23 protein-coding genes are annotated in these 24,775 nt (G+C 73.4%); 11 read left to right on the forward strand and 12 right to left on the reverse strand.

The features are described from left to right. The first annotated feature begins 35 nt into the window (after positions 1-35). The 8 genes from IF655_RS11245 to IF655_RS11280 all read left to right on the forward strand — a co-directional run bounded on the left by IF655_RS11245 (position 36) and on the right by IF655_RS11280 (position 4,586). Positions 36-281, forward strand: a complete 246-nt coding sequence (locus IF655_RS11245) for a gas vesicle protein GvpG (protein WP_199584055.1) — start codon at positions 36-38, stop codon at positions 279-281. 131 nt (positions 282-412) lie between these two features. Next, complete coding sequence (locus IF655_RS11250) at positions 413-1,027, forward strand: hypothetical protein (RefSeq protein ID WP_199584056.1); 615 nt, start codon at positions 413-415, stop codon at positions 1,025-1,027. Then, positions 1,020-2,186, forward strand: a complete 1,167-nt coding sequence (locus IF655_RS11255; RefSeq protein ID WP_199584057.1) for an SRPBCC family protein — start codon at positions 1,020-1,022, stop codon at positions 2,184-2,186. Before IF655_RS11250 ends, IF655_RS11255 begins: the two co-directional genes overlap by 8 nt. A 33-nt stretch (positions 2,187-2,219) precedes the next feature. Then, the gene (gvpJ, locus tag IF655_RS11260) at positions 2,220-2,636 is read left to right on the forward strand and encodes a gas vesicle protein (RefSeq protein ID WP_199584058.1); all 417 of its coding nucleotides are present in this window, start codon (positions 2,220-2,222) and stop codon (positions 2,634-2,636) included. After that, the gene (locus IF655_RS11265; protein WP_199584059.1) at positions 2,629-3,498 is read left to right on the forward strand and encodes a GvpL/GvpF family gas vesicle protein; all 870 of its coding nucleotides are present in this window, start codon (positions 2,629-2,631) and stop codon (positions 3,496-3,498) included. The genes gvpJ and IF655_RS11265 overlap by 8 nt, the downstream gene beginning before the upstream one ends. Beyond that, positions 3,495-3,734 carry a gas vesicle protein gene (locus IF655_RS11270; RefSeq protein ID WP_199584060.1) on the forward strand — a complete coding sequence of 80 codons (240 nt, stop codon included), beginning with the start codon at positions 3,495-3,497 and terminating at the stop codon, positions 3,732-3,734. The genes IF655_RS11265 and IF655_RS11270 overlap by 4 nt, the downstream gene beginning before the upstream one ends. Positions 3,735-3,782: 48 nt before the next feature. Continuing rightward, positions 3,783-4,088, forward strand: coding sequence for a gas vesicle protein K (locus tag IF655_RS11275; protein WP_199584296.1), 306 nt, complete (start codon positions 3,783-3,785; stop codon positions 4,086-4,088). A 63-nt stretch (positions 4,089-4,151) separates the two neighbouring features. Beyond that, complete coding sequence (locus IF655_RS11280; protein WP_199584062.1) at positions 4,152-4,586, forward strand: hypothetical protein; 435 nt, start codon at positions 4,152-4,154, stop codon at positions 4,584-4,586. A gap of 87 nt (positions 4,587-4,673) precedes the next feature. Here IF655_RS11280 and IF655_RS11285 read toward each other — a convergent pair whose 3' ends face one another. From IF655_RS11285 to IF655_RS11315, 7 genes are all read right to left on the reverse strand, one after another. Beyond that, positions 4,674-5,381 (reverse strand): hypothetical protein, encoded by a 708-nt coding sequence (locus tag IF655_RS11285; RefSeq protein ID WP_199584063.1) that lies wholly within the window; start codon positions 5,379-5,381, stop codon positions 4,674-4,676. Further along, positions 5,378-7,594, reverse strand: coding sequence for a hypothetical protein (locus tag IF655_RS11290; RefSeq protein WP_199584064.1), 2,217 nt, complete (start codon positions 7,592-7,594; stop codon positions 5,378-5,380). Before IF655_RS11290 ends, IF655_RS11285 begins: the two co-directional genes overlap by 4 nt. A 53-nt stretch (positions 7,595-7,647) precedes the next feature. After that, on the reverse strand, positions 7,648-8,181 hold the full coding sequence (locus IF655_RS11295) for a hypothetical protein (RefSeq protein ID WP_199584066.1): 534 nt from the start codon (positions 8,179-8,181) through the stop codon (positions 7,648-7,650). A 393-nt stretch (positions 8,182-8,574) separates the two neighbouring features. Continuing rightward, positions 8,575-11,346, reverse strand: coding sequence for a hypothetical protein (locus IF655_RS11300; RefSeq protein ID WP_199584068.1), 2,772 nt, complete (start codon positions 11,344-11,346; stop codon positions 8,575-8,577). Beyond that, a complete protein-coding gene (locus tag IF655_RS11305; protein WP_199584070.1) occupies positions 11,343-12,080 on the reverse strand; it encodes a 4Fe-4S cluster-binding domain-containing protein in 738 nt (245 codons plus the stop codon). Before IF655_RS11305 ends, IF655_RS11300 begins: the two co-directional genes overlap by 4 nt. Continuing rightward, positions 12,071-14,026 (reverse strand): AAA family ATPase, encoded by a 1,956-nt coding sequence (locus IF655_RS11310; RefSeq protein ID WP_199584072.1) that lies wholly within the window; start codon positions 14,024-14,026, stop codon positions 12,071-12,073. Before IF655_RS11310 ends, IF655_RS11305 begins: the two co-directional genes overlap by 10 nt. Further along, positions 14,023-15,375, reverse strand: a complete 1,353-nt coding sequence (locus tag IF655_RS11315; protein ID WP_199584074.1) for a hypothetical protein — start codon at positions 15,373-15,375, stop codon at positions 14,023-14,025. Before IF655_RS11315 ends, IF655_RS11310 begins: the two co-directional genes overlap by 4 nt. Positions 15,376-15,598: 223 nt before the next feature. On the opposite strand from IF655_RS11315, the gene IF655_RS11320 reads away from it, so the two are divergent. From IF655_RS11320 to IF655_RS31635, 3 genes are read left to right on the forward strand one after another with little or no spacing between them, the layout of a single operon-like run. After that, positions 15,599-15,886, forward strand: a complete 288-nt coding sequence (locus tag IF655_RS11320) for a hypothetical protein (RefSeq protein ID WP_199584076.1) — start codon at positions 15,599-15,601, stop codon at positions 15,884-15,886. Positions 15,887-15,922: 36 nt separating this feature from the next. Further along, positions 15,923-17,023 carry a hypothetical protein gene (locus tag IF655_RS11325; protein WP_199584078.1) on the forward strand — a complete coding sequence of 367 codons (1,101 nt, stop codon included), beginning with the start codon at positions 15,923-15,925 and terminating at the stop codon, positions 17,021-17,023. Further along, positions 17,020-20,853 (forward strand): CHAT domain-containing protein, encoded by a 3,834-nt coding sequence (locus tag IF655_RS31635; protein WP_199584083.1) that lies wholly within the window; start codon positions 17,020-17,022, stop codon positions 20,851-20,853. Before IF655_RS11325 ends, IF655_RS31635 begins: the two co-directional genes overlap by 4 nt. A gap of 74 nt (positions 20,854-20,927) precedes the next feature. Here the strand turns inward: IF655_RS31635 and IF655_RS11335 are convergent, their stop codons facing one another. The 5 genes from IF655_RS11335 to IF655_RS11355 are packed head-to-tail and all read right to left on the reverse strand — an operon-like array spanning position 20,928 to position 24,770. Next, a complete protein-coding gene (locus IF655_RS11335; RefSeq protein WP_199584084.1) occupies positions 20,928-22,181 on the reverse strand; it encodes a cytochrome P450 in 1,254 nt (417 codons plus the stop codon). 10 nt (positions 22,182-22,191) lie between these two features. Next, positions 22,192-23,397: a cytochrome P450 gene (locus tag IF655_RS11340; protein ID WP_199584085.1), complete on the reverse strand. Its 1,206-nt coding sequence runs from the start codon at positions 23,395-23,397 to the stop codon at positions 22,192-22,194. Next, positions 23,394-24,014 carry an ATP/GTP-binding protein gene (locus IF655_RS11345; protein WP_199584086.1) on the reverse strand — a complete coding sequence of 207 codons (621 nt, stop codon included), beginning with the start codon at positions 24,012-24,014 and terminating at the stop codon, positions 23,394-23,396. The genes IF655_RS11340 and IF655_RS11345 overlap by 4 nt, the downstream gene beginning before the upstream one ends. Beyond that, positions 23,992-24,345, reverse strand: a complete 354-nt coding sequence (locus IF655_RS11350) for a DUF742 domain-containing protein (RefSeq protein ID WP_199584087.1) — start codon at positions 24,343-24,345, stop codon at positions 23,992-23,994. Before IF655_RS11350 ends, IF655_RS11345 begins: the two co-directional genes overlap by 23 nt. After that, on the reverse strand, positions 24,342-24,770 hold the full coding sequence (locus IF655_RS11355; protein ID WP_199584089.1) for a roadblock/LC7 domain-containing protein: 429 nt from the start codon (positions 24,768-24,770) through the stop codon (positions 24,342-24,344). Before IF655_RS11355 ends, IF655_RS11350 begins: the two co-directional genes overlap by 4 nt. Positions 24,771-24,775 lie beyond the last annotated feature (5 nt).

Raw genomic sequence — 24,775 nt, forward strand, 5'->3', positions numbered from 1 at the left:
CGGCCGCCAACGCCACCGCCGGAAGGGAGTCGGCCATGGGTCTGATCACCGGCATCCTCACCCTCCCGCTCGCCCCCGTCCGGGGCACCGCCTGGGTCATCGACCAGGTGCTGACGGCGGCGGAACGCGAGTACTACGACCCCGAGCCGGTACGACGCCGACTTGGCGAGCTGGAACGCGAGTTGACCGAGGGGCGGATCTCCGAGGAGGAGTACGACCGCCTGGAGGACGAACTGCTCGACCGGCTGGACGAGATCGAGCGGTACCGGCAAGGGGGGTGAGCCGCACAGGAGTTGAGCCGCACGGCAGTTGAGCCGCACCGGGGTTCAGGAAGCGAGCGGCAGGGAGGTTCGAGCCGGTCCATGACGAACCGCGACGAGAGAAGAACGGAAGAAACCGGGGTGCACACACCATGACGAAGAACGCCAAGATAGCCGTCGCACTCGTGGGCGGATACGTCCTCGGGCGCACGAAGAAGGCCAAACTGGCCCTCGGGCTGGGCATGTTCCTGGCCGGCAAGAAACTCGACCTCGACCCCCGGCGGGTCGGCAAGCTCATCGCCAACTCGCCCGCGCTCGGCGGACTCAACGACCAGGTGCGCTCCCAGCTCGTCGACGCCACGCGCACGGCGGCCACCGAGGCACTCACCCAGCGCGCTGCCGGGCTCGCCTCCTCGCTCGCGCGGCGCACCGAGGCGCTGCAGGACCCGACGGGCGTCACCGACGCGGCGCGGGACGAGGACGGCGAGGACGCGGACGACGCGGAGGGCTCCGCCGAATCCGCCGAGTCCGCCGACTCCGACTCCGGCGACGAGGAACCGGCTCGTCGCAAGTCGTCCGGCGCCGGCGGACGTTCCCCCGCCAAGCGGACCCGCTCCTCCGCCGAGGGCGGTGCGCGCCGTACCGCAGGGACCGCCCGCAAGCGCACCGGCGCCGCGAAGTCCGCCGCCACCAAGGCGAGCGGCGCGCGCAGCGCCAAGAAGCGGACCACCTCCACGCGCAAGAGCGGCGGTGACAGCGATGCCTGACTCCACCGTCGGCAAGATCCGCGAGGACGTGCTGTCGAACCCCGCCACCGACCGCCTCAAGGAAGAGCTGCGCAACTACCTGGTCGCGCGCGCCGAGCACACCGTGACCGGACTCGGTCGGCGGCTCGGTGAGGGCGTCTCCAAGCTGGCGGAGCCCGGCGGCGCCTCCGGTCCGCTCAAGAGCCTCGCCAAGGGCGGGCAGGCGCTGTCCGAGGGCAAGTCCCCGGCGCAGGCGGCGATGAGCGCGGGCGTCTCCCACCTCAAGGAGAGCGTCAAGGACAAGGTCAAGGGGCTGTTCGGCAAGGGGCGCAAGGCGGGCGGCGGCAAGTCCAAGAGCGTCACCATCGTCGAGGACATCGACGTGGGCGTGCCGGTGCGCGAGGCGTACGACCAGTGGACCCAGTTCCAGGAGTTCAGCACCTTCGCCAAGGGCGTGGTGAGCGTCGAGAAGGCGGACGACACCAGCAGCAACTGGAAGGTCAAGGTCGCCAAGTCCACGCGGAGTTGGAAGGCCAACGTCACCGAGCAGGTCCCCGACGAGCGGATCACCTGGACCACCGAGGGCGCCAAGGGCACCGTCAAGGGCGTCGTCACCTTCCACGCCGTGACCGACGACCTCACCAAGGTGCTGCTCGTCCTGGAGTACTTCCCCAAGGGGCTGTTCGAGAAGACGGGCAACATCTGGCGCGCCCAGGGCCGCCGCGCCCGCCTCGACCTCAAGCTCTACCGCAAGTTCCTCATGATGCGCGGCGAGGCGACCGACGGCTGGCGCGGTGAGATCCGCGACGGCGAGGTCGTGGTCCCGCACGAGGAGGCGGTCGAGCGCGAAGAGGCGGAGGAATCCGAGCAGTTGGAGGGGTCCGAAAACTCGGAGGACTCGGAGCGGGACTCGGACGCGCCGGAGGACGACGACTCCTACGCCGCCGAGGACGAGGCGTCCGACGACGCCCCCGACGACGCTTCCGGCGACGAGTCCTACGACGAGGACGAACCCGAGGGCTACGACGACGAGTTGGCGGACGAGGAGCCGTACGACGAGGAGGAGCCCGAGGAGTACGAGGACGAGGCCGAGCTGCCCGACGAGGAACCCGAGCCCTCCGACGACGAGCCCGCTTCCCGCGGCTCCCGGCGCCGCCGCACCGCCGGTGCGCGGGCGTGACCGGGGACCGGCAGACAGACAAGGGTTGACGACGTGACCGAATCACTCAGCGGCCGCCTGCCCGCTCCCACGCGCTCCGCGTCCCCCTACGGGGCACAGGGATCGTCCGCGAATCTCGCCGACATCCTGGAGCGAGTCCTCGACAAGGGCGTCGTGATCGCGGGTGACATCCAGATCAATCTGCTCGACATCGAGCTGCTGACCATCAAACTCCGCCTGCTGGTGGCCTCGGTCGACAAGGCCAAGGAGATGGGCATCGACTGGTGGGAGCACGACCCCTCCCTGTCCTCGCGGGCTCCCTCCCGCGCCCCGGCCGCCGAACTCACCGAGGAGAACGAGCGGTTGCGCGCCGAGATCGCCCAACTGCGGGCGGCGTCCGGTCCGGCGCTCACCTCCGAGGCGGTAGCCGCTCACGAGGCGGAGCCCGGGGGGAGGTCCGGTCATGAGTGACGCGGAACTGCGGTACGTCTACGCCGTCGGCCGGGACGAGGGCGCGCTGGACCGGGTGACGGGACTGGTCACCGGGGTGGACGGTCACTCCCTGCACGCCGTGCGCGGCGGCGGGCTCACCGCCCTGGTGTCCGGCGTCCCGGCCGACCGGTTCGAAGAAGCCACCCTCACCGCGCAGTTGGAGGACCTGGACCGCCTGGAACGCCTCGCCCGCGCACACCACGCCGTCGTGGACGCGGCCTTCGCCGAGACGACGGTCCTGCCGATGCGGCTCGCCACGGTGTACCGCGACGAGGCACGGGTGGCGGCGATGCTGGCGGAGCGGCGGGTGCCGTTCGGCGAACTGCTGGACCTGCTCGACGGTCACGTGGAACTCGGCGTGAAGGTGTACGCCGTACCGCAGTCCGCCGCGCAGGCACCCGCGTCCTCGACGTCCTCGGAGCCCGACGCGGCAGCCACCACGCCGGGTCGCGCCTATCTGCGGCGCCGCCGCGCCCAGCGGGACACCGTACGGAACGCCTACCGCGTCGCGACCGACCTGGCGGAGGTCGCGGCGCGGGAGGCGGAGGTGCTGGCGGCAGCCCGCGTGACGCACCGGCCCCAGCAGGGCGAGTGGTCCGAGGGGCGGGGCGAGAACGTGGCGAACGAGGCGTACCTCGTGCCGGTGGGCGCGGTCGAGGAGTTCCGCGCGCGGCTCGGTTCGCTCGCGCGGCCGGGGGTCGGGGTGGAGGTGACCGGGCCGTGGGCGCCGTACTCGTTCGCGACGGGGGCGGGGCAGACGGGGCAGCCCGGGCACACGGGGGAGCCCGCGTCGGACGCGGAGCCCGAGCGGCAGACCCCCGCCGGGGGGAGGAGCGCATGAGCGTGCGTACCGTAGGGGTCCACGACCCCGAGCCCGTCTCCGGTCCGCCCGTCGCCCTCATCGACCTGCTGGACCGCCTGCTGACCGGCGGTGCCGTCCTCACCGGCGATCTGGTGCTGTGCATCGCCGACGTGGATCTGGTCCATATCAATCTCCGCGCGGTCATCCGGTCGATCACCTCGGACGAACCGGCGCCTCAGGAGGCTTTTCCCGGGCCGCGCGGTCAGGAGTTCTGAATCATGCCCGAAACATCCGTGGACGCCCTCGCCGACCGTCTGCTGAACATGTCCGGCGCCACCTCCGCCGGAAATGCGCACCAGCGGTGGAAGACGGACCCCGACACGGTGGAGCGGGATCTCGTCAAGCTGGTCCTCACCATCGTGGAACTGCTGCGCCAGCTCATGGAACGCACCGCGATCCACCGCGTCGACCAGGGAGATCTCAGCGAGGAACAGGAGGAACGCATCGGAGTCACGTTGATGATCCTCCAGGAACGGATGGAGGAACTGTGTGAACGGTACGGGCTCACAATGGACGATCTGAATTTGGATCTCGGACCGCTGGGATCACTGCTTCCACGGGAATTCTGAGCGATTTCCGACGCGGTACCGAAACCCTGTTTGAGTTACCGACCCGGGGACAGAAGGAGCATCATGACCACCGAGAACAAGAACACCCGGAATTCGACCGCCAACGGCGCCAAGAAGGCGGCCGCCGCTTCTCGGACGGCCACCGCGCGGGACACCGCCCGCGAGGCGAAGGAGACGGCGCTGGACGCCAAGGAGACGGCACGCGAGGCGACCGACTCCACTGCCTCCGCCGCTCAGTCGGCCGGTCAGGCAGCCCAGCGCGTGAGCCGTGCCGCCGCTGTCGGCATCCAGAGCGGCCAGCAGGCCGTCACGGCCAACGCCGCCAAGGTCGCCGCGGCCGCCGGGTCGGCGTGGACGGTCGTCAAGCACCGCAAGGCGATCGCCGCCGGAACCGCGGCAGCCGTGGCGGGCGTCGCCGGAGCCGCCTTCGCGATAGGCCGCTCGACGGCCAAGCCCCAGGTGGGCCCCCTGACCCGGCTCACCGGCGGCCGCATCTGAGCCCCGCGCCGGGCGACACCCGAGAGCCCACGACAAGGCCGGTCCCGCCGTTCGAACGGCGGGACCGGCCTTGTCATGCCGCGCGCCCTACGGCTCCACGACGGCGGCGAGCCGCGCGCTCAGGTCGTGGTGACCCAGGGTGTCCAGGGCGGCGTGCAGGATCTTCAGCAGGTCCTGGGCGGTGTCCTCGGTGACGCGTTCCGCGAAGGTGTGGAGCACCTGCGCCGTGACGACCCAGCGCGACTCCGGATGCCAGCGGTGCGCCTCGCGGACCAGCGCGTCCAGGTCGGTGCCGGGGAGCGGACCGCCGAGGCGAGGGGAGGGCGGGAGCAGGGTGTACAGCCGGGCGGCGGACGGGTCCGCGAGGAGTTCGTCGCGGAGGAACTCCATGCGGGCGCGGGCCTGACGGCGTTCGAGTTCGTCGAGTTCGCAGGCGTGGCGCGTCCGCTGCTTGCGGCGGGCCGCCGCCACCACGGCGGCGTCGACATGGACGGAGGCCGTCACGCCCGTCACCGTCACCTCGCCGCCCAGCGGGACCTCGTCACGCAGGACGACCGCCAGATCCTGCCCGGCCGCGTCCGGGCGCAGTACGGACGACTCGTGCAGCGTCTTCTCGACGAGCTGCCGCGCCAGACGCCCGGCGACGCGCGGCGCGTCGGCCGGTGCCGGACCCCGCTTCGTCCAGGTCCACTCGACGCGGACGGACACCTCGAAGGCGAGTCCCGGGTCCTGGCTCGCGCACACGTCGGTGAAGGTGTGGACGGACGGGGTACGGCGCCGTCCGGGCCACCTCACGCCGGAGCCCCGGCTGCGTCGGCGCGGGAGAGCCGGCTCCGGAAGCCGTCCACGAGACCGTCGTCCAGCAGGTGGGTCAGCGCCGTGTACACGGCCGTACGGCTCGGGGCGCCCGCCGGTAGCTCGCAGGCGTCGGGGGCGGACGCGTCGGGGTCCGGGGTGCGGGCCCAGGTGCGGACGATCGCCCGGAGCCGGTCGCGCGGGCTCTCGGCGAACGCGGACGGTTCCTCCTCGGCGTCGGTGCGGACGGCTGCGGCGAGGACGGTGAGGACTTCGCCCAGCAGACCGGGGTAGCGGCGCGCCGCGTCCAGCCAGAGCCGGACGGCCGCCGCGTCCGCGTCGTCCGGTTCGAGACCGTGCGCACCGCGCAGCACCGCGCGCCAGCCGGTGGTGAGGTCGGCCGTGGACGGGGTGAAGTCGTCGTCGCCGTCGCGGGTGAGCAGGACCGGGAGGGCGGAGGCGGCGGCGTCCTTGGCGGCGGCCAGCGTGCGGAACGTCTCGCGCCCGGCGTCCCGGGTCGCCTCGGCGTCGCACCAGCCCACCACGTAGGAGAAGAGGGCACGGCGGGCGGTGGGTTCGGACCACAGGGCGTGCACCGCTCGCTGAAGGGCGTCGCGTACCTCCGGGTCCTGGTCGTCGGCCGCGTGGCGCAGGCGGGTCAGCGCCTTCACGGTGTGCTGTCTGCCGAACTCACCCGCGCACACCTCGACCACCGCGAGACGCTGCGCCGTGGTGCCGTTCTGGGCCCACTGCCGCAGCATCTCGTGGATGTACGGCGCGCTCGCGGCATGGACACCGGCGGAGGTGAGGATCTCGATCAGCGTGGGCCACAGCGCCTGCCCCCGCCAGCCCAACGCGAGCTGCCGCAACGGCTCCTGGCGCCGCTGGCGTACGGCCCACCGCACGGCGAAGGAGCCGATGCGCAGTGCCATGGCCTGCTGCTGCGCGCGGGTCAGGGTGTTCAGTGCCTGCCGGTTGGTCCTCAGGGGCGCGGTGGCGAGCCACTTGAGGAACTCGGTGCGCGACAGCGGGCGGTCGACCCAGAAGTACTCCAGCGCCGCGTCGTCCCAGTCGGGCCGGTCGAAGGTGACGGTGTCGTCCTCCGCCAGCTCCGCGTCGATGGAGTGCACCATCTCGATGACGCCGGGCTCCTGCTGACCGTTGAGGGAGACGTCGCGATCGCCCAACTGCTTCCCCAGGTCGGCCGCGCCCGCGTAGAGATGGGCCACCGGGGCGCCCCGCAGGGCGGCGCAGGACAGCAGGAAGTTGCGCTGGAAGCCGGTACGACCGTCCTCGCGATGCCAACTCAGCAACTGAGCACGCCAGTTGGACCGAGCGGCGAGGACGCTCAGCACCTGGCGGTCGAAGGGCGTGGGGTCCTTGCGGTGGTACTTCCGCGCCAGCGCCTCCAGATGCGGCAGCCCGCCGTCCCCCGACCGGTGGGCGTGCAGGATGTGACCGACGATCTCCAGTACGTCCACCGGTGGCTGGCCGTCCAGCAGTGCCGCGATGTCCGTGTCCCCGAGCCACTGGTCCACGGGGAACCCGGGGGACTCCGCCTTGAGCCACCTGCGGGCGATCTCCAGTGGGGGTGGCGTCCCCAGGGGCTGCCGGGTGCCCTCCGGGGCGCCGGTGCCGATGCGCCGCCACTGTTCCGGGGTGGTCAGGACGACGAGCCGTGCCCTGCGGTGGGCGAGGTGGTCCCGCAGTCCGCCGAGGGTCGCGCCGAAGGTGTCGGACACCACGAAGTCGTCCTCGTCCGGCGGGAGTTCCAGCAGATACGCCCAGTCGGTGGCGTGGGGGACGCGATGGGCGGGGAAGTCGGGGGAGGCGCCGAAGCCGAGCCTGCCGACTCGTACGTCCGGGTGCTCGTGGCGCAACTCGGCCAGCAGGGCGCGGGCAGCGGTGGTACGGCCCTTGCCCGGACCCTCGGCGAACACGGTGACCGAACCGGGCTGCTTCCACGACCGGTAGACCGTCTCGAAATCCGCGCCGCCCTCCGGTGCGACGAAGACGGCACGCACCGCCTCCATGAAGTCGTCCGAGAACGCGCCGTGTTCGAGCGGCATGTCGAATCCGGCGCTCACCTTGACGGCGTTCATCTCACCGAAGTTCAGCAGCGCGAGCTGCCGCAGCCGCGCGACCGCCTCGCTCTCCAGCAGTGATGCCAGCGGACCCGACGGAGCGGGCGACGCGGGCTGTTCCTCGTGCATGTCGTGCATTTCCTGACCCCGTGATGTCGAGACGTGCGGGAACCGGCTTGCTCTCAGCCGAGGGTGTCCCCGACGTCCAGCCCGGTGAGTTCACCGCCGGGACGCACGGTCCGCGCGGTCTGCTCGATGTCGACGGCGGCGCGGTCGGACACGTGCCGTGCCTTGACGCCCCGGGCCACGGCGTTCGCCCCGACCTCGTCCACGCGCTGGACGACCCGGACTCCGGCGCCCGGGCGCCGCTCGCCCGCGAAGGTGAAACGCTGCCCGTAGACCGCTTCGAGGTCGTCGCGCACCTGGCTCAGCGTCCGCAAGAGGTGCGCGTCCGCCGGTCTGATCAGATCCGGGTTGTGCCGGTACGCGTCCAACTCCCTTTCGGCGAAGCCCAGTCGGGCGACACGGTCTCCGGTCAGCGCGTCCTGGTGGAGGACGTAGGGCGCCGGAGGCTCCGCGAGCGCCGAGCGGAATTCCTCTTCCTCACGGGATTCCGCGCGCCGGTCGAGCGCCTCTCCGAGTCGGCCGAACAGGAACCCGAAGACCTGTGGCAGCGCGGTCGTGGCCACGGTCGCCAGCGAGAGCTGGTCCGTCATGATGCTTCCCCCGAGTGTGCGGTCGTGCCGTGGAGCGGCTGGAGATTGTCACCAAGGTTAGGGTTTTGGGGTGTTCGGAGGGGAAGAGGGGATTTTGCCAGTTCTGGGGGTGGTGGGATGGGTGGTGCGGCGGGCTGTGTTCGGGGGGTTATTCGAACTCGTTCCGTCGGAGGTGGCGGCGTAACGGGTCAGGGGTCTTACGCCTTCCGCAGGGGCGTATTCGGTGGCGTTCGAGCGGTGCGGGGTGGGGAGACGCGGCGCGGGCTGGCTGGATGGTGCCGCTTGTCGAACCGCCCCACCGTCCCGCAGAGCGCGGAACACCTGCGGCCGGACCTGCGCGTCGCAGGTTTCCGGCCGCTGGTCGGGACGGCTGTGCTGATGTGCGGGCGGCTGTCAACTCCCGTACGGGGAGCCGTACGTCGTGTTCCGTCGCCGTTCCACCGGAGTCGTCCCCCGCTTCGCGAACACCCACAGCCCGATGGCGAGCACCGCCACCACCCACAGTGACCCGTGCCAGAAGTCGAGGGCGTAGGTGGTCGCGAGGAGGGCGTGGGTGAGGCTGTCGGCGTAGAGGTGCCAGAGGAGGGCGGCTGTCGTCACGGTGGCGGTGACGGCGCAGGTGAGGCGGAGTGCCCGGCTGCGGGCCCGTACCGCCCAGCGCAGGCCCGCCGCGGAACCCGCCAGGATCAAGGACGGGAGCAGCCACGGGAGTTGCCCGGGGACGCGGTCGCCGAAGCCGAAGAAGGCGCCGTCCTCGAACCACTCGGGGCGGTCGCCGTTCAAGTCGTCCGAGAACTCCTGGAATTGACTGACGACATCCAGCGCCTTCGGGGCGGCGTCGGTGCGGGCGTCGCGCCAGAGCTGGGCGTGGGAGAGGTGGTCCGGGGCTGCGTCCGGGGCGGGCTCGGTCTTGTGGGGACGGGGCTTCTTGTGGTGGTCGGACGCCGTCACCACGCGTCTCGTCGCGACCTGCCGGGACGCCGCCGGGGCCGACGCCTTGGCCGGGGGAGCCGTGTACGGCACCCAGCCGTACGCCGTGTAGCCGACCACGTCGAGCAGTCCGATCGTGAACGCGGTCAGCCAGAGCCAGCGCAGCTTCAACAGGCGGCGGTGGGCGAGGTCCTGGCGTGCCTGCCGCCGGGTGCGGGCGTCGTCGCGGTTCTCCGCCGAGCGGGAGAACCGGGTGCGCAGCCACGCGGACGACCGCTGACCGGCCGCGTTGATCCGGCGCCGGAGGAGCACCCGGCGGGTGCGCCACAGGTCGCGGTGGAAGGCCACGACCTGGAGGTCGAAGGCGAGCGCCGCCGCCGTCAGCCCCGCCGCCGTCGATCCCACCGCCCCGGCGGACCCGGCGGTCTCACGCCCCAGGGTCTGGGTCGTCAGGTCGTACAGCCGCCCCCACCAGCGCGGGGTGACGCCAGGGCGGCGGGTCTTCCCCAGCCGCTCGCGGCAGTACCGCAGATACGCCTCGTCGCCCAGGAGCAGCCGGACCACCGTGCGCAGGGACTCGTCCTGGTCGTACCATCCGGAGCCGCGCGGAATCAGTTGCTGGGTCGCGCCGGAGCGCAACTCGTCGGTCTCCTCGGCGCGTTCGCGCTCCAGGTCCCGTGCCGTGCGCTCGGTCTCCTGCGCGGCCGTCTCCAGGGCGCGGCTCACCTTCTCGGGCAGTCCGCGCAGCGCGGGGCAGCCGGGGGAGTCCGGGTGGCGGGCGCAGGTCTGGCGCGCCGCGTCGCGCAGGACACCGCTGTCCAGCACCGCGTGCAGCGTCCGCATGTCCTCGCTCGCGGCCAGCGCCACCAGACCGTCCTCGTCGATGTCGGCGCCCCGGAAGCGCGGCCGGGCGAACGGCAGGAATTCGGCGGCGAGCGACGCCAGCGCCTGATCGGCGGCGTAGGGACGGCTCGGCGAGCGCAGAAGGCGGTCGAGTCCGCTGCGGTCCGCCTGCGGGGCACGGGACGCCAGCCACTCGTCCAGCAGCGCGGTGTGCCCCGGATCGGCAAGCCAGGAAGGGCCGTTGGCGCCCGCGTCCACCAGCGCCGACGCCAGGTCCGCCGGGTCGTCGTAGGCGCGACCGCCGTACCGGAACGGCTCCACCGGCGCCGCCTGCGCCTCCCGCTCCGCGCACCAGGCGCGCACCTCCGCCGCGCCGAGACGGCCGCCCGCGAGCCGGTCGAGGAGGTCGTCCCAGTGCCGGTCGCCGGTGTCGGCGGGCGGACGGTGGAGCACCGCGTCGGCCAGCTCGTCCGGGTCGGGACCCGCCGTGATCCACGGCCGCCCGGTGAGCAGTTCGTGCACGACGGCGGCCACACTGACCCGGGCGGCACGCACACCCCAGCGCCCGTGGGTGGACAGATGGGCCGGTGCCGAGTATTGGGTCAGCGGCGGACGGGGACCGCGCGCGCACTCCTCGTCCAGTACGGCCGCACCGTCCAGGTCGGGGAGTACGGGCTCGAATCCGCCCAGGTCACGCAGGTACAGCGTGTCCGGCGACAGGTTCACCGGCACCGCACGGCAGTCCTGCTCCCAGCGCTCCAGGAGGTCCGCGAGACCGGTCAGCAGGGACTGGACGGTGGACTCCGCGAGGCCGCCGAGGTGGCCAGGGGCGCCGCCCGGCCGGGCGAGGGTGTCGTCCAGCAGCTTGCGCAGCGTGCCGCCGCCGGGCGGACGCAGGGTCTCCCAGGTGACCGTGGGACCGCCGTCGGGCAGCGTCTCCACGCCGTCGTCCAGCCGCGTCGCCGCGCCCGCCTCGCGCAGCCGGTCCTTCGCCGCGCTGGGCCGGAAACCGGGCGCGTGCACCTTGAGCAGCACGATCCCCTGCGGGCTGTCCACCGGCGCCGCCAGCCACAGGCGCCCGCCCACGGCTGCCTCGGCGGGCAGCATCTCCAGGATCCGGAAGCGGCGGCGGACGCCGAGCGGGAGCTGGACCTCGTCCGACGCGCCGGTGGCGTCCGTGTCGGCACGCGGAGCCTGGGACGCCGGGGTCCGGGACGCCGGAGTCTGCGGCTTGCGCAGCAAGTCGTCGATGGGGTCGGGCTGTTCGGCGCGCGGCGGCGGGGGTGCCGTCTCCTGCGCCGCCGGGGCGGGCACGGTGTCGCGCTCGTGCTCGTCGCAGTAGGAGGTCTCGCAGTAGTGCGGGGCGCGGCTGTCCCGGCAGTAGTACCTCACCGGTCGGTCTCCTTCCGGGTGGCCCCGGCCGGGGCGGCGGGTTCGGTGGCTGCCGGTTCCCTGTGACGCCCCGGGCGCCACGACACCTGGCCGTGGCGGAAGCCCGCCGTGCGCAACGCCTGCTGCAGCGCGGCGAGTTCGCCCTGCCGGGGCACGCCGATCAGCCAGGCGTCGTGGTCGGTGGCGAGCAGTTGCATGGGGGCGCGCTCGGGACGGTGGTCCAGGTGGGGTCCGTAGCGCTCGTGGCCCAGGGGGGTGAGCGGGGTGACGGTCTGGTTGGCCGAGCCGCGCCAGATCAGGGTGGTCGGGGCGTCCGCGCGGAAGGGCTCGCTGATCACCGCGTCCGCCAGGCCGTCCTCGATCAACTCCGGTGCCCGTCTTGAAAGTTCGGCCAGCGGGTGCCCGGTGTAGACGAGGAGATCGACCGCGCGTCCGGCCGCCTCTTCGCGGGCCGCCCGCAGCAGCGCGGTGAGCGCCTCGGGCTGGTCGCCGGGCTCGCCGCCGGACACGGTGAGCCCGTCCGCGCCCTGCGCCAGCGCCCGCCGCCACAGCGCGCGGAACTCCTCGACCGGCAGGGAGACCCCGCCCCGAGGCTCCCAGGTGTCCAGCGCGAGGCACCCCGCGCACTGCACCGAGCAGCCCTGGGTCCACACGCCGAGCCGCCGCCCCGGACCGAGCGCGGTGACCGGGAAGTGCAGCCGGTTGACGGCCAGCGGGGCGCCCGTCAGCTCCATACCGGTCTCCAGTCGTCCTCCGGGAACAGGTCGACCAGGGTGATCCGGGCGCCCTCCGCGCGCGGTGTGTCGAACAGCTCGCGGCTCAGCGGATTGACGACCGCGCTCTCCACCAGGTTGAGGACGCCGCGCGCCCCGAGTCCGAGGTTGCTCGCGGCGGCGTCGCGCAGGCTGTCGCGCGCGTCGGCGCCGACGACCAACTCGGCTTTGTGCACGGCTCGTACGCGCGCCGCGACGGAGGCGAGGGACCGGTCCAGGACCTCGACGGCGGCCTGCTCGTCGATGAAGCCGAGGGTCACGTAGTTGTCGCCGAGCCGGTTGCGCAGCTCGGGACGGCCGATGTCCTGGTCGAAGAACTTCTCGTAGGCGCCGCGGAAATGGGCGAAGTAGCCCGAGGGGTCGTCGGTGAACTGCTTCAGCAGCTCCTCGGCGCGGTGCGCGGACGCCGCCGGGTCGTTCTTCTTGTCCTCCTCGGACACCTGGGTGCCGATGTTGGAGGTGAAGATGATGAAGCACTCGGAGAAGTAGACGGTGCCGCCCCGGCTGTCGGTGAGCCGTCCCTCGTCCAGGATCTGGAGGAAGAGGTCGAGGATGCGCTCGTGCGCCTTCTCGATCTCGTCGAAGAGCAGCACACAGGCGGGCTGCGCCCGTACGGCGTTGGTGAGTTCACCGCCGGAGTCGTAGCCCACATAGCCGGGCGGGGCGCCGATGAGGCGCTGGCGGCTCTCGTCGACGCGGAACTCCGACATGTCGAAGCGCACCGGCTGCGCCTCCTCCCCGAGCAGCAACTTCGTGACCGAGCGCGCCAGTTCGGTCTTGCCGACACCGGTCGGACCGGCGAGGAAGAGCACCCCGCGCGGGCGGTTGCGGGCCGCCGAGGACTGGGCGCCGCTCATGCCGACCGCCGCGCGCGTCAGAATGTCCACCGTCCTGCCCACCGCCGAGGGCTGCCCGAGCACGTGGTGGGCCAGGTACTTCTCGGCACCGGCGAGCCGCCTGCGCACGGTGTCGCCCGCCCACGGGTCGTCGGTGATGCCGACCCGCACCAGCCGGGCCGCGTCGGAGAAGACGGTCGGTCCCGGCGGCAGCGTGGCCGCGGTCAGCACCGTCGTGCGCACCTGGCGCCCGGTGAGCCCGTCGGTGGCTCCGGCGACCGACTCCAGCTCCTCCTGCCGCGCCTCGGCGCCGAACGCGGAGCGGATGAAGCGGGCAGCGAGCTGGGTGCGCAGCTCCAGGTTGGGGCGCAGCAGCCGGATCACCCGCACCGAGTCGCCGGACACCGGGAAGGCCGGGGCGAGTTGGTCCTGCTGCTCGCACACCCAGATCAGGGTGAGCCCGAAGGTCTCGTGCTCGGGACGCCCCGGCATCGCGACCATCGGAGCGGCGTGCCCCAGCGCCTCGATCGCGGTGAACAGCGCGCGGTCGGCGCGCAGTACGGCGTCGCCGGGCAGGGTGCGGGCGGCGTACGGCACCACGAGCGCGACGGGCACGGTCAGTCCCTCGGCGCCGCTGTACAGCTCGTGCAGCGCCACCAGCAGCTCGCGCAGCAGGTCGGAGTCGAACTCCGCGCCGGAGTAGCGGTCGACGAGCGCGGCGATCCGCCTGTTCTCCTCCGCCTCGGGGTCCTGCGGCGAGTCCAGCCGGTAGAGGCCGCGCAGCGGGTCGAGGACCAGCAGGGCGGCGTACCCCCGGGCGCGGCACACCTCCCACAGCACCTCCGGCACCCGCAGCAGGCGCACCCGGCCGCCGGTCACGGGGACCTGGTGGCGGTCGCGGACGTTGCCGGTGAGCAGCAGGTGCGGGGCCAGGGACAGCGAGAGGTCGACCTCGCGCATCCACGCCTCGGGGAGCGCGGGAGGGGTCTCGGTGCCGGTGCCGGTGCCGGTGCCGGTGCCGGTGCCGATGCCGGTTTCGGTCCCGGTCCCGGTCTCGGGGAGAGTGCTCATCGGCCACCTCGCGTCCGGTCGTCACGGTGAGCGGTCGCCTGCCGGGGCGCCTGCCGCGCCGACTGGCGGGCGCGCGCTGCCTCGGCGGCCTCGGCCTCCTCGCGGCGGGCCGCGTCGGCGGCGGTGTCCGCGCGGGTCGCGCCGGTCGTGCCGCCCGTCGCCGCGGCCATGGCGGCGAACGCCCCCGCCGGAGCCTGCTCGCGCCAGGTGGTCGCGAAGCCGCGCGCGGCGAGGCGTGCCGTCAGCTCGTCCATCTCGGCGCACATGTGCTCCTGCGCTGCCCGGTCCGCCGCCGGATCACCGCCGGGCAGCCGGACGACCTCCGCCGTCAGCGCGTCCGCGTCGTCCAGTCCGAACCGGACGGCGTGGTGCGGGAACGCCTCGGGGAGCGGGACGACGACGCTCGCGCCCTCGGCGGCGGTCGGCGCGGCAGCCGAGGCGGTCGCGGTCGCCGGAGCCGACGCGTCGGTGAGCGACCACGACGCGCCCATCGCCTCGTGCACCACCGCGATCAGCTCCGCGCGGCTCTCGGCGGCGGTGAGCCGCCCCAGCACCTCCTGGGCGATCCCCAGCACCTCGGCCAACTGCCCCGCGTCGTCCCCGCAGCCCGCCTCGCGCTCCCGCAGCACCGCCGCGTACGCGTGCGCCTTCGGGTGTACGGCCTCCTCGACCCGTTCCGCCATGAGCGCGATCCGCTCGCGCAGCAGCGCTGCCTCCTCGCGGGCCCGGGCAGCCCGGGTGGCGTCCCGGCCGGTGGCGACGAGCAGCGCGAAGGTCTCCTCGGCGCCGGGCGCCCCGGCCAGCACCGCCCGGGCTACCCCGTGCACCTCCGCAGCCCGCTCGGGCAGCGCCTCGGCCAGTTCGGCGGCGCGGGCGAGCGTGGTCGCGGCGGTGCGCTCGGCCGCCTCGGCGCGTGCCTGCCGCTCGGCCGCCTCGGTCGCGGTCCGCCGCCGCTCGTCCTCCTGCGCCCGCCACGCGGCGAGGTCGTCAGCCGCCGTGGTCCGGGGTCGGGACGCCGGGGACGGCGCTGCCTGCGCGGCCGGACGAGCGGAAGCCCGCTCCCGCGCGAACGCCAGCGCCGAGGAGTCCAGTTGCTGCTCAACGGCGGTCAAGTTCCGGCGCAGCGACTCCAGTTGCTCCGCGAGAACGCCCGAACCCTCCTCGATCCCTGGCATGACGACCAGGGGGACGGTGATCCGCACCCCGGTGACCGCCTCGGTCGCGGCGCAACGGCGGTTCAGCGTACGGACGTACGCCCGGACCTCGATGAACTCCTGCTGCAGGCGCAGACACCGGGCGCGCTCCTCCGCGGCGAGCCGCTCCCAGTCGATGATCACCGACGCGCTCATGGATTCCCCCGGATCTCGTGCCACGCACAGGTGCGGTACGCGAAGAGCACACCGTATCGGATGGAACGTCAAGATCGTTTGGTACGAAGGGATTTGGGGTGACGTGAGGGAATTCGTAGGTCATGATGGAGCGCCCGTCCTCCGTCGGCGGCCCTCGTGGCCACCGGTGAGCCGCGAGCCCCCGCCGTCACCGGGACGACGGCCCGAGAGAGCCAGGACGACCATGTACGACGCCACGCAGCCCTCCGTGAACGGTCCGGGGGACGACGACTTCGACGCCCTGTTCGCCGAGGACGCCGCCGACTACGACCTCGACGGCGCGCACTCCGACCTCGCCTCGACCTTCCCGCCCGCCGCGGGTCCCTCCCTGGCGCACGGGTACGCCTGGCGCTGCCGGGGCACGGACACCTCCGGCTGCGACCAGGCCCACAGCGGCACGGTCGACGGAACCGACACGGACATCGAGGAGTGCCCCCGGCACCACCTCAAGCTGGAGTACCGCCTGCCCTGACCGGGGCGCGACCAGGGGCACGACGAGGGGGACAGGGTGGAACTGCTCGGCAGCTTCGCGGTGGGCCGCGCCAAGGGCTGGCTCGCCCGGATCAGCGGCGGCGCCCTGGTCTTCTGGGCGATCGCGGGTCTCGCGGTGCGCTCCTGGCTCCCGCCGACGCGCGGCTGCTCCGGGGCGCGCGGCAGCGCGGACCTGTGGTGCCAGGGCAGCCGCTTCGACGTCGTCACCCTGTGCGTGTACGGCGTCCTGGCCGTCGCGGCGACGGTGGGCTCCACGCTCGTGGTGTCGGCGGCGTCGACCCCGGTGATCCGCTTCCTCGCGGGCACGACCTGGCCGGTGCGGACGTGGGCGCGGTACTGGACGGCGTGGCGGGTACGACGCCACCGGGCGCTCTTGGACGGGCTGTTGGCGGCCGACCCGGTGACCCCCGCCGTACCCGCTCAGGCAACGAGCGCCACGACCACCGGCGTTGACTCCACTCTCTCTCGACTGGCCCTGGCGCACGCACGGTCCCGGCGCCGCCGCTATCCGCGCCCCGCCTCCGTCGCCCCCACCCGGATCGGCAACAGCCTCGCCGCGATGACCGAGCGGGTGACCGCGCGGCACGGCTGGGACCTGGCCTGGTGCTGGGAGCTGATCGACCTGGCCCTGCCCGAACCGCTGGCCAAGCGGCTGCGCGGCGACTCCGACCGGCTCACCGCGCGCGGGCAGAATCTGCTGTGGGCCCTGCTGACCTGCCCGGTCGCGCTGGCGGGCGCGGGCGTGACCGTGGGGCGGGACGACGGCGGACCGCTGGTGCTCGGCGCCTTCGCGGTGGCCGCCGCTGGAGCCGCCCTCGCCGTGTTCCTCCTCTTCCGGGGGCTGTGCGCCGCCGTCGACGTGTACTGCGACAGCGTGGAGGCCGTCCTGGTCGCCGCCCGCCCCGACGTCTACCGCGCCGCGGGATGGCCCGCCCCGGCCACGCCCTCGCAGGAGCGCGTGAGCGGCGCCGAACTGAGCGGATACCTCAGCCGCCGGGGTGCCCAGGGGGCGCAGACCGCGTTCGTCGCGCCGGACCCACCCCCGGCGACGGCGTTCGCGCTCGCCCCGCTGCCGGTGCCCGACGCCGGAGCGCAGTCCTCGGGGCAGGCGCCGTGACCGACCGCCCCGCCACCGCCTCCGCCGTCAACCACACCCCGCTGGGAGGGGCGATGGCCGACGAGGACGACGCCTGGGAGGTCATGGAGATCCTGACCCGCGCGCGGACCGCCGGTCCCGACGCCCCCGGCATGGCCGCCCGGATGACGGACCTCGCGGTGCTGGTCGCCGCCGAGGTGGACCAGCACGAGCGGACCGCGCCGCTCCCGCCGCCGCTGCACCGGCTGCGCCGCGAGACCGTCGCCCTGCTGCGCCGCGCCGCCCCGGACCCCGCCGTGGAGGACCGCGTGATGCGCCAGACCTCCCTCGCCCTGCTGCTCTTCCACTCCGGCGGCGCGACCGGCGACGACACCGGGAACGGCGCGCCCATGGCCCGTATCGCCGAGTGTCTGGAGGCTCTGCGTCTGCTGGAGGACGCCTACGACTCCGTACCGCCGGAGTCCACCGCTCCGCCCGAGCCCGTGGAGATCCTGCACCTCCTCTTCCAGCTCCACGGCCGCCTGGACGATCTCCTGGACCTGGCCCAGGAGTTCCGCGCCCAGCGACCGGAGGAGCAGGAGGCGCCCCGCTCCACGGCCCTGCGCAAGCTCGCGGGCAAGATCCGGCTGCGCAGGCAGTACGTGCTCACCGAACTGCGGCGGCTGACCGCGTCCGACGACCCCGACCTCGGACTGTTCACGGCGGCGGACGTGCTCACCGAGCTGCAGCGGATGATGGAGGACACCGGGGCGATGGTCTCGGGCCGCGTCCCCGAGGTGCTGGACCGTGCGCGCCGGGTCCGCGAACAGCCCGGTCTCGACGCGGACACCGCCCGTCTCGTGCGCCTGCTGGAGTCCCGCGTCGAGCTGAAGTGGAACCTGGAGCACCGCCTGGACAGCCCCGAGGGCCGCTCCGCGCTGCTCGCGACCGTCGACTACCTGGACGGCGTGCGCGTCCGGGGCGACGAGACCGCGCTGCGCGAGTCCGTGCTGTTCGCGGAGGCCGCCATCCACGCGGTCAACGCCGGTCTGCTGGCGGTCTCCCGCACCCCGGACATCGTCGAGGCGTGCGACACCGCCGTCGCCGGACTCCCGCCGCACGACGCGGAGTACCCCGGCGCGCTGCTGGTGCGGGGTCTGGCGCGCGCCCTCCTCGTGCACTACAGCCTCTCCACCGACGCCATCGCCGGTGCCATCGAGGACGTGAGCCGGGCCCTGCCGCTCGTACCGCCCGACCATCCCGGCGTGCCCAACGCGCTGCTGGTCCTCAGCCAGTCGCTGCTGCAGCGCAGCCACACCACCGGCTCCGTCGCCGACATCCGCAAAGCCCTCGCCCTGCTCGACCGCTACGCCTCGGACACGCTCCCGGACGGCACGGCCACCGTGGTCATGCGCCTGCTCCAGGCGCTCACGCACATCGTCTTCCACCGGCGCGCGGGCAGCGAGGACGTGGACTGCGGCACCCCCATCAGCCCGGGAGCCAACCACGTCGACGTGGCGCTCCGGACGGTCCGCCGCACCATGGAGCGGGCACAACTGGAGCCGCTGGGGGAGACGCTCACCGGTGTCGCCTGCCGCATCGCCGCGCAGACCCTGGCACTGGCCGCGGAGCTGCCCGGCCGGGACAGCGCCGCCCTGGCCGCCGAGGCGCTGCCCTGGGCGGACCGCGCCTGCGCGGTCGCCCGGCCCAACTCCACCGACCGCCACCACGCCCTGCTGCTGCGTGAGTTGCTCCACATCGTCGCCGGAGACGACGCGGACGCCGCCCGGGAACGGCTGCTGTCCTACGCCGAGACCCTCACCGAGGCGGCGGACTCCACGGGCCCGGAGGCAGGGCTGGCCCAGATGCTGCGCAGCCTGATCGGTCTGGCCGGGGCGGTGGCCGCCGACTCCACCGTGGCCGAACTGCGCGCGGCCGCCGAGGCGGCCCGGCACAGCCCCCTGCGCGAACTGCGCGTCGAGGGCGCGATGCGGCTCGCCGGGGGACTGCGCAAGCGCGCCCTCAGCCAGAGCTGGACCGCCCGCATGGACGCCTTCGACGCCGCCCTGCCCGCCGGGAACCCGCCACCCGGACTCGCCCCGCTGCTCGACCAGACCCGCTCCCGCTTCGACCAGGTCCGCGCCGCGCGGATCGCCCAGCCCGACGCCGGGGGACCCGACCCCGACGCCGACTTCGAGGAGTCGCGCCGCATCGCCCTCGACTGCCTGCGCGAGCACGCCCGGACCGTCATGGGCCAGGACGACACCGCCGACGCCCTGATCATCGCGCGCGACGCCGGAGCACTGGCCCGGCGCGCGGCACGCTGGGCGGCGTACGACGGCGCCTGGGACGACGTGGTGCGCGCCCTGGAGACCGGGCGCGCCATCGTCGAGCAGACCAGGCTGCGTCCCGACACCGCCGCCCGGCTGCGCGCCCTCGGCGAGCACACGCTCGCGGACGCCTGGGAACACCGCGCCCCGTCCGCCCCCGGCGCCCTCGCCTACCGCCCCGGCGATCCCGGCCGCGGACTGAGCATCCCGGACCAGCTCACCGCGCGGGTGGCCCGGGTGCTCGACGCCGACGCCGAGGGACGCGCGCGGGACGTGCCGACCGTCGCCTCCGTCGCCGCCGCGCTGCGGACGGTCGGCGCCCACGCCCTCGTCTATCTGCTGCCCTCCCCGCCGCAGGACGGCCAGGACGCCCTGGAGCGCGGCGCCGTCCTGGTCACCCCCGACGGCACCGCCGAATGGGTCGCCCTCCCGTCCGCCCCCGGCGACGACGAGGCGCTGGCCGCCTACGTCGACGCCCTGTGCGCCCGTACCCGCCCCACCGAGGACCCCGACGAACGCGCCGCGGGCGTCGCGCGCTGGCGTACGGCGCTGGGGGACCTGTCCGAGCGGACCGGACGCAGCCAACTCACCCCGCTTCTGCAGGCGTTGAACCGGCGCTGCGGACGGCGCACCGACGGACGGCACCGGGTCGTGCTCGTACCCGTGGGCGACCTCGCCTTCGTGCCGTGGGCGGCGGCGGTCCTGGAGCGGGGCGTCCCTGCCGTGGACCGGCTGGTCATGACCACGGTCTGCGGCGCCCGCCAGCTCATCGCCGCCTCGGCTCTCCCCCCGGTCGGGTCCGCCCGGGACGCCCTCCTGGTCAACGGTCTCGGGGGCAAGGAGGCGGCGTGGGCGGCGACCCGTCTGCTGCGCGAGGGGGTCTATCCCGACGCGGTCGTGCCCGCGCGCGGGGAGGCGACCGGACCCTGGCTGCTCGGTCAACTCGCGGACGCGCGGGGGAGGTTCGGGGTCGTGGACATCGCCGCGCATCTGGCGGCGGACGTGACCGAGTCCTGGCGGGCGTACATCGCGCTGCCCGGCGGGGGGCTGCGCATCGACCGGATCGGGGCGCTGGATCTGGCCGGGGGTGGAGGCGGAGGCGGCGAGACCGGGTCCGGGTCCGGTCCCGGCACCGGTCCCGGTGCGGAGGGCGCGCGCGGTGTCTGCGTCTCGCTGGCCTGCTGCGCCAGCAACATCAGCCTCAGCCACCCGGACGAGGGCTTCACCGTCGCCTCGGCGTTCCTCGCCGCCCGCGCGAGCGCGGTCATCGCCTCGCTGTGGCCGCTGACCAACGCGACCACCGGTTTCCTGATGACCGTCTTCCACTACCACCTGAGCGTGGGCCGCGAGCCCGCCGAGGCGCTGCGCCGCGCCCAGCGCTGGATGCGCGATCCCGACCGCAGGGCACCCGGCGGCTTCCCGGAACCGCTCGCCCGCGCCTTCGAGGACCGGGTCGCCCGGGTCGAGGCGTCCCTGCGCGAGCGGGGCGACAGCATGACCGCACCGGCGCACTGGGCGGGCGTCGTCCACCTGGGGCGCTGAACACGCGCCCCGGAGAACCGGACGCCCGGACCGCCGCACGCCCCCTCGCGCGCCGGACCGGGTCGCCGCACCGGTCAGCTCGCGGCAGGTCGCAGCCGCACCGGCAGGCTCTGGTGACCGTTGCTGATCAGCGAGTGGACCGGCTTCAACTCGTGGGCGGGAACAGCCGGTTCCATGTCCGGGAAGCGCTCGAAGAGCTGCCGGAGCGCGGCGGCGATCTCCATGCGGGCCAGCGGGGCGCCGATGCAGAAGTGGACGCCGTGTCCGAAGGCGAGGTGCTCCTTGGAGAGGCGGGTCACGTCGAACTGGTCGGCGGTCGGACCGTGCCAGTCGGGGTGGCGGTTGGCCGCGGCGTAGGAGGCGAGGATCGCGTCGCCCTCCGCGATGACCTGACCGTCGGGCAGCGTGACGTCCCGGACGGCGTAGCGCAGCGGAAGGTGCTTGACCGAGGGCTCGAACCGCAGCGTCTCCTCGACCACGTCCTCCCACGTCGCGCGCCCCGCCCGCAGGTGCTCGAGCTGCTCGCGGTCGGCGAGCAGGGCGGTGACGGCCTGGTCGATGGCATTGACCGTGGTCTCGTACCCTGCGCTGATCATCAGCAGCAGGGTGTCGCGCAGCTCCTCGTCCGTCATGCCCTTGCCGTCGCCCTCCTCGTCGCGGGTGGCGATCAGCAGGGAGGTCATGTCGTCGCCGGGCTCGGCGCGCTTGGCCGCGATCAGCTCGTCCAGCGCCGCGTAGAGACCGGCCGTGTTCTTCATGGCCTCCTCGGTGGTCAGCGTGGTGTCGAAGACACCGTCCACCGTGGTGCGGAACACGGCGGTCTGGTCCACAGGCACACCCATGAGCCGCCCGATCACGGTGATCGGCAGCGGGTACGCCAACTGCTCGCGCAGGTCGGAGACTTCGTCGGCGGGCCGGGCGTCGAGAGCGTCCAGGAGATCCTTCACCGTCTCCTCGACCACCGGTTTGAGCACCGCGATGCGGCGGGCGCTGAAGGCGGGCGCGACCATGCGGCGCAGCCTGCGGTGGTCGCCGCCGTACGCGGTGAACATGTTGCTGACCGCGACCCACAGCACGAGCGGCCAGGAGGTCAGCGCGTCCTGGAAGCCGGGCCAGTGGGCGCGGGCGTCCTTGGACACGTCAGGGCTGGTCAGGAGCTGCTTGAGGAGGTCGGGGTCGGTCACGGACCACGCGGTGACACCGAGGATGTCCACCCGGGTCGCCGCACCCCGGGCGCGCAGCGCCGTCAGCTCGGCGTGGTGGTCGGCGCCGGTGGGGTCCAGGACGAGGACGGACTGCTCGGTCGCGGATATCGACTGTTCGGGCACGCGGGCTCCTTCAGCGATGGACGGGGAACAGGACGGGGAGGGCTTCCAGGGCACGGTGGAACGGACCGGGGCGCCACCGCAGATCGGACGCCGGGACGGCGAGGTCCATCTCCGGGATGGCGTCGAGGAGATGGCTCAGCGCGGTCTCCGCGATCAGATACGCGTGCGAGCGCGCCGGACAGGTGTGGGGACCGATGCTCCACGCCAGGTGGGCGCGGTTGCCGCTGACGCTCGACGCGGGCATGCCGAGGGTGAGTTCGGGGTCGTTGTTGCAGGCGGACAGCGAGATCACCACCGGCTGGTGGGCCGGGAGCAGATACCCGTCGATGTCCGTGGGGTACGGCGGATAGCTGATGCAGTAGTTCGCCATCGGCGGGTCGCTGTAGAGGACGGTGTCCAGCGCGTCGCGCAACGTCGACTGCCCGGCGTGCAGTTCGGCCGAGAAGTCGTCGTCGGTGAGGATCTTCAACTGGGTGTTGGCGATGAGGTTGGTCAGCGGCTCGATGCCCGCGCCGTAGAGGGTGACGAGCTGGTGGGCCATCTCCTCGTCGTCCAGGGCGGCTTCGTGCGCGATGAGCCGGGAGGTCACGTCGTCGCCGGGTCGTTCGCGGCGCAGTCCCACCAACTCCCCGATGGCCTGGGCGAGCAGCGCGTTGCCGTGGTCGGCGTCCTTCGCCTCGAAGATCTTCGCCATGCCGTCCGCGATGCGCGCCCCGATGTCGTCCGGGCAGCCGAGCAGCGCGCTCAGCACCCGGAAACTGATCGGCCACGCGTACTGCGTGAGCAGGTCGGCCCGCCCGGTGTCGCCGAACCCGGCGATCGCCTCCTCCGCGATCGTCTCGACCAGCGTGCGCAGTTGGTGCTGGTCCACCGCGTCCAGGCTCGCGGTGTTGGCGCCCCGGTAGCGGGCGTGCTCGGTGCCGCCGCTGCGCAGCGCGTTGGGCCGCCACTCCATCATCGGCAGCACCGGACAGGTGCGCGGCACCGCCTTCTGCCACACCCGGGGGTCGGCGGGGAAGCGCAGCGGGTCGTTGAGGATGCGGCGCGCGGCGTCGTAGCCGATCACCAGGGTGGCGGGGATGCCGGGGGACAGCTCGACGGGCACCAGCGCGCCGTACGTGGTGCGCATCCGCTCGTAGGCGGCGTGCGGATCGGCCGCGAACTCCGGTGTGTACAGCGGGACGCGGGCCGGGGCTTCGAGATCGGCGGAGGTCATCGCAGGGGCTCCAGGGACGCGGCGGGCCGGAGCCCGACCAGGTGTTCCGTGAGGGTGATCAGGGCGCGCAGGGAGGAGTCGCGGTCGCGGGCGTCGCAGCTCGTCAGCGGGGTGCCGGGGTCGAGCGCGAGTGCCTCGCGCAGCTCCGCCTCGGCGTAGGCGGGGGCGTCCGGGAAGGTGTTGATCGCCACCGCGTACGGCGTGCCCCGGTCCTCCAGGAGCCCGAGGGCGCCGTGGCTCGCGTCCAGGTCCCGGGTGTCGGCCAGCACGAGGCAGCCGAGCGCGCCCTCGGAGAGGTCCTCCCACAGCGGCTTGAAGCGCACCTGCCCCGGCAGCCCGAACAGGTACAACGCCAGGGCGCCGTCGGCCAGATGGATGCGGCCGAAGTCCATGCCGACGGTGGTGGTGGTCTTGTCCGGGGTGCCGCGCATGTCGTCGATGCCGACGCTGACCTCGGTGATGGGTTCCTCCATGCGCAGCGGACGCACCTCGGACACGCTGCCGATGAAGGTTGTCTTGCCGACCCCGAACCCGCCGGCTATCACGATCTTTGCCGACTGCGTCACCGTGTGGGGCACGTAAGTGACGGGCGGGTCAGAGGAGTTGTCGAAGTCCATGGAGCACCCTTACGAGAATGTCGTCCTGCGGCTGATCGGAGTCGGCGGCGACCGGGCTGGTCAGTCGGCCGGTGTCCATGAGGCGGGAGACGAGAATGCGGACGGTGGAGGGCGGCAGTTGCAGCGCGGCGGCGATGTCGGCCACGGCCAGACCCCCGCAGCCCGGTGAGAACAGGCTCATCACCCGGCGTTCGTCCGTGGCGAGTTCACCGGCGGAGCCGGTCGCGGCGATGACCACGCTCTCCCAGCGCACGTCGTCCCGTGGGCGGATCTGACCGCCGGTACGGACGTAGGGCCGGACCATGTCCGGGTCGCGCCGCGGCCCGCTCATGCCCCGAGACTCCCGTCGCGCTGGGGGACCGGCGTGCGCTCGCCGGTGGAGAGCTGCGTGCCCAACTGCACGGCCAGGCGCACCATGTGGTCGGTGATGAGACCGACGTCCGCCAGCGGTCCGGTCGTACAGACCATCAGCGTGGTGTTCTGCCCGGCGGCCGTCGTCAGGCAGAAGTTGTTCGCGCACTCCACGAGGTGCTGGCGCACCCCGCCCCCGCCGGTGAAGTCGTCCCACGCCTTGGCCGAGGCCCGCAGCGAGGCGGTCAGGGCGGCCAGCTTCTCGCCGCCCTCCTGGTCGATGGTGTGCGTACGTGCCTTGAGCAGGCCGTCGCCGCTCACCAGCACCGCGTACCGGACCCCCTCGACCGAGCCGAGCTGTTCGTCCAGCAGCCAGCCCAGGGAGTTGGCGTGAGTCTCCGACATGGTGT

The organism is Streptomyces sp. DSM 110735 (assembly GCF_016482685.1).
In the GTDB taxonomy this organism is placed as follows: domain Bacteria; phylum Actinomycetota; class Actinomycetes; order Streptomycetales; family Streptomycetaceae; genus Streptomyces.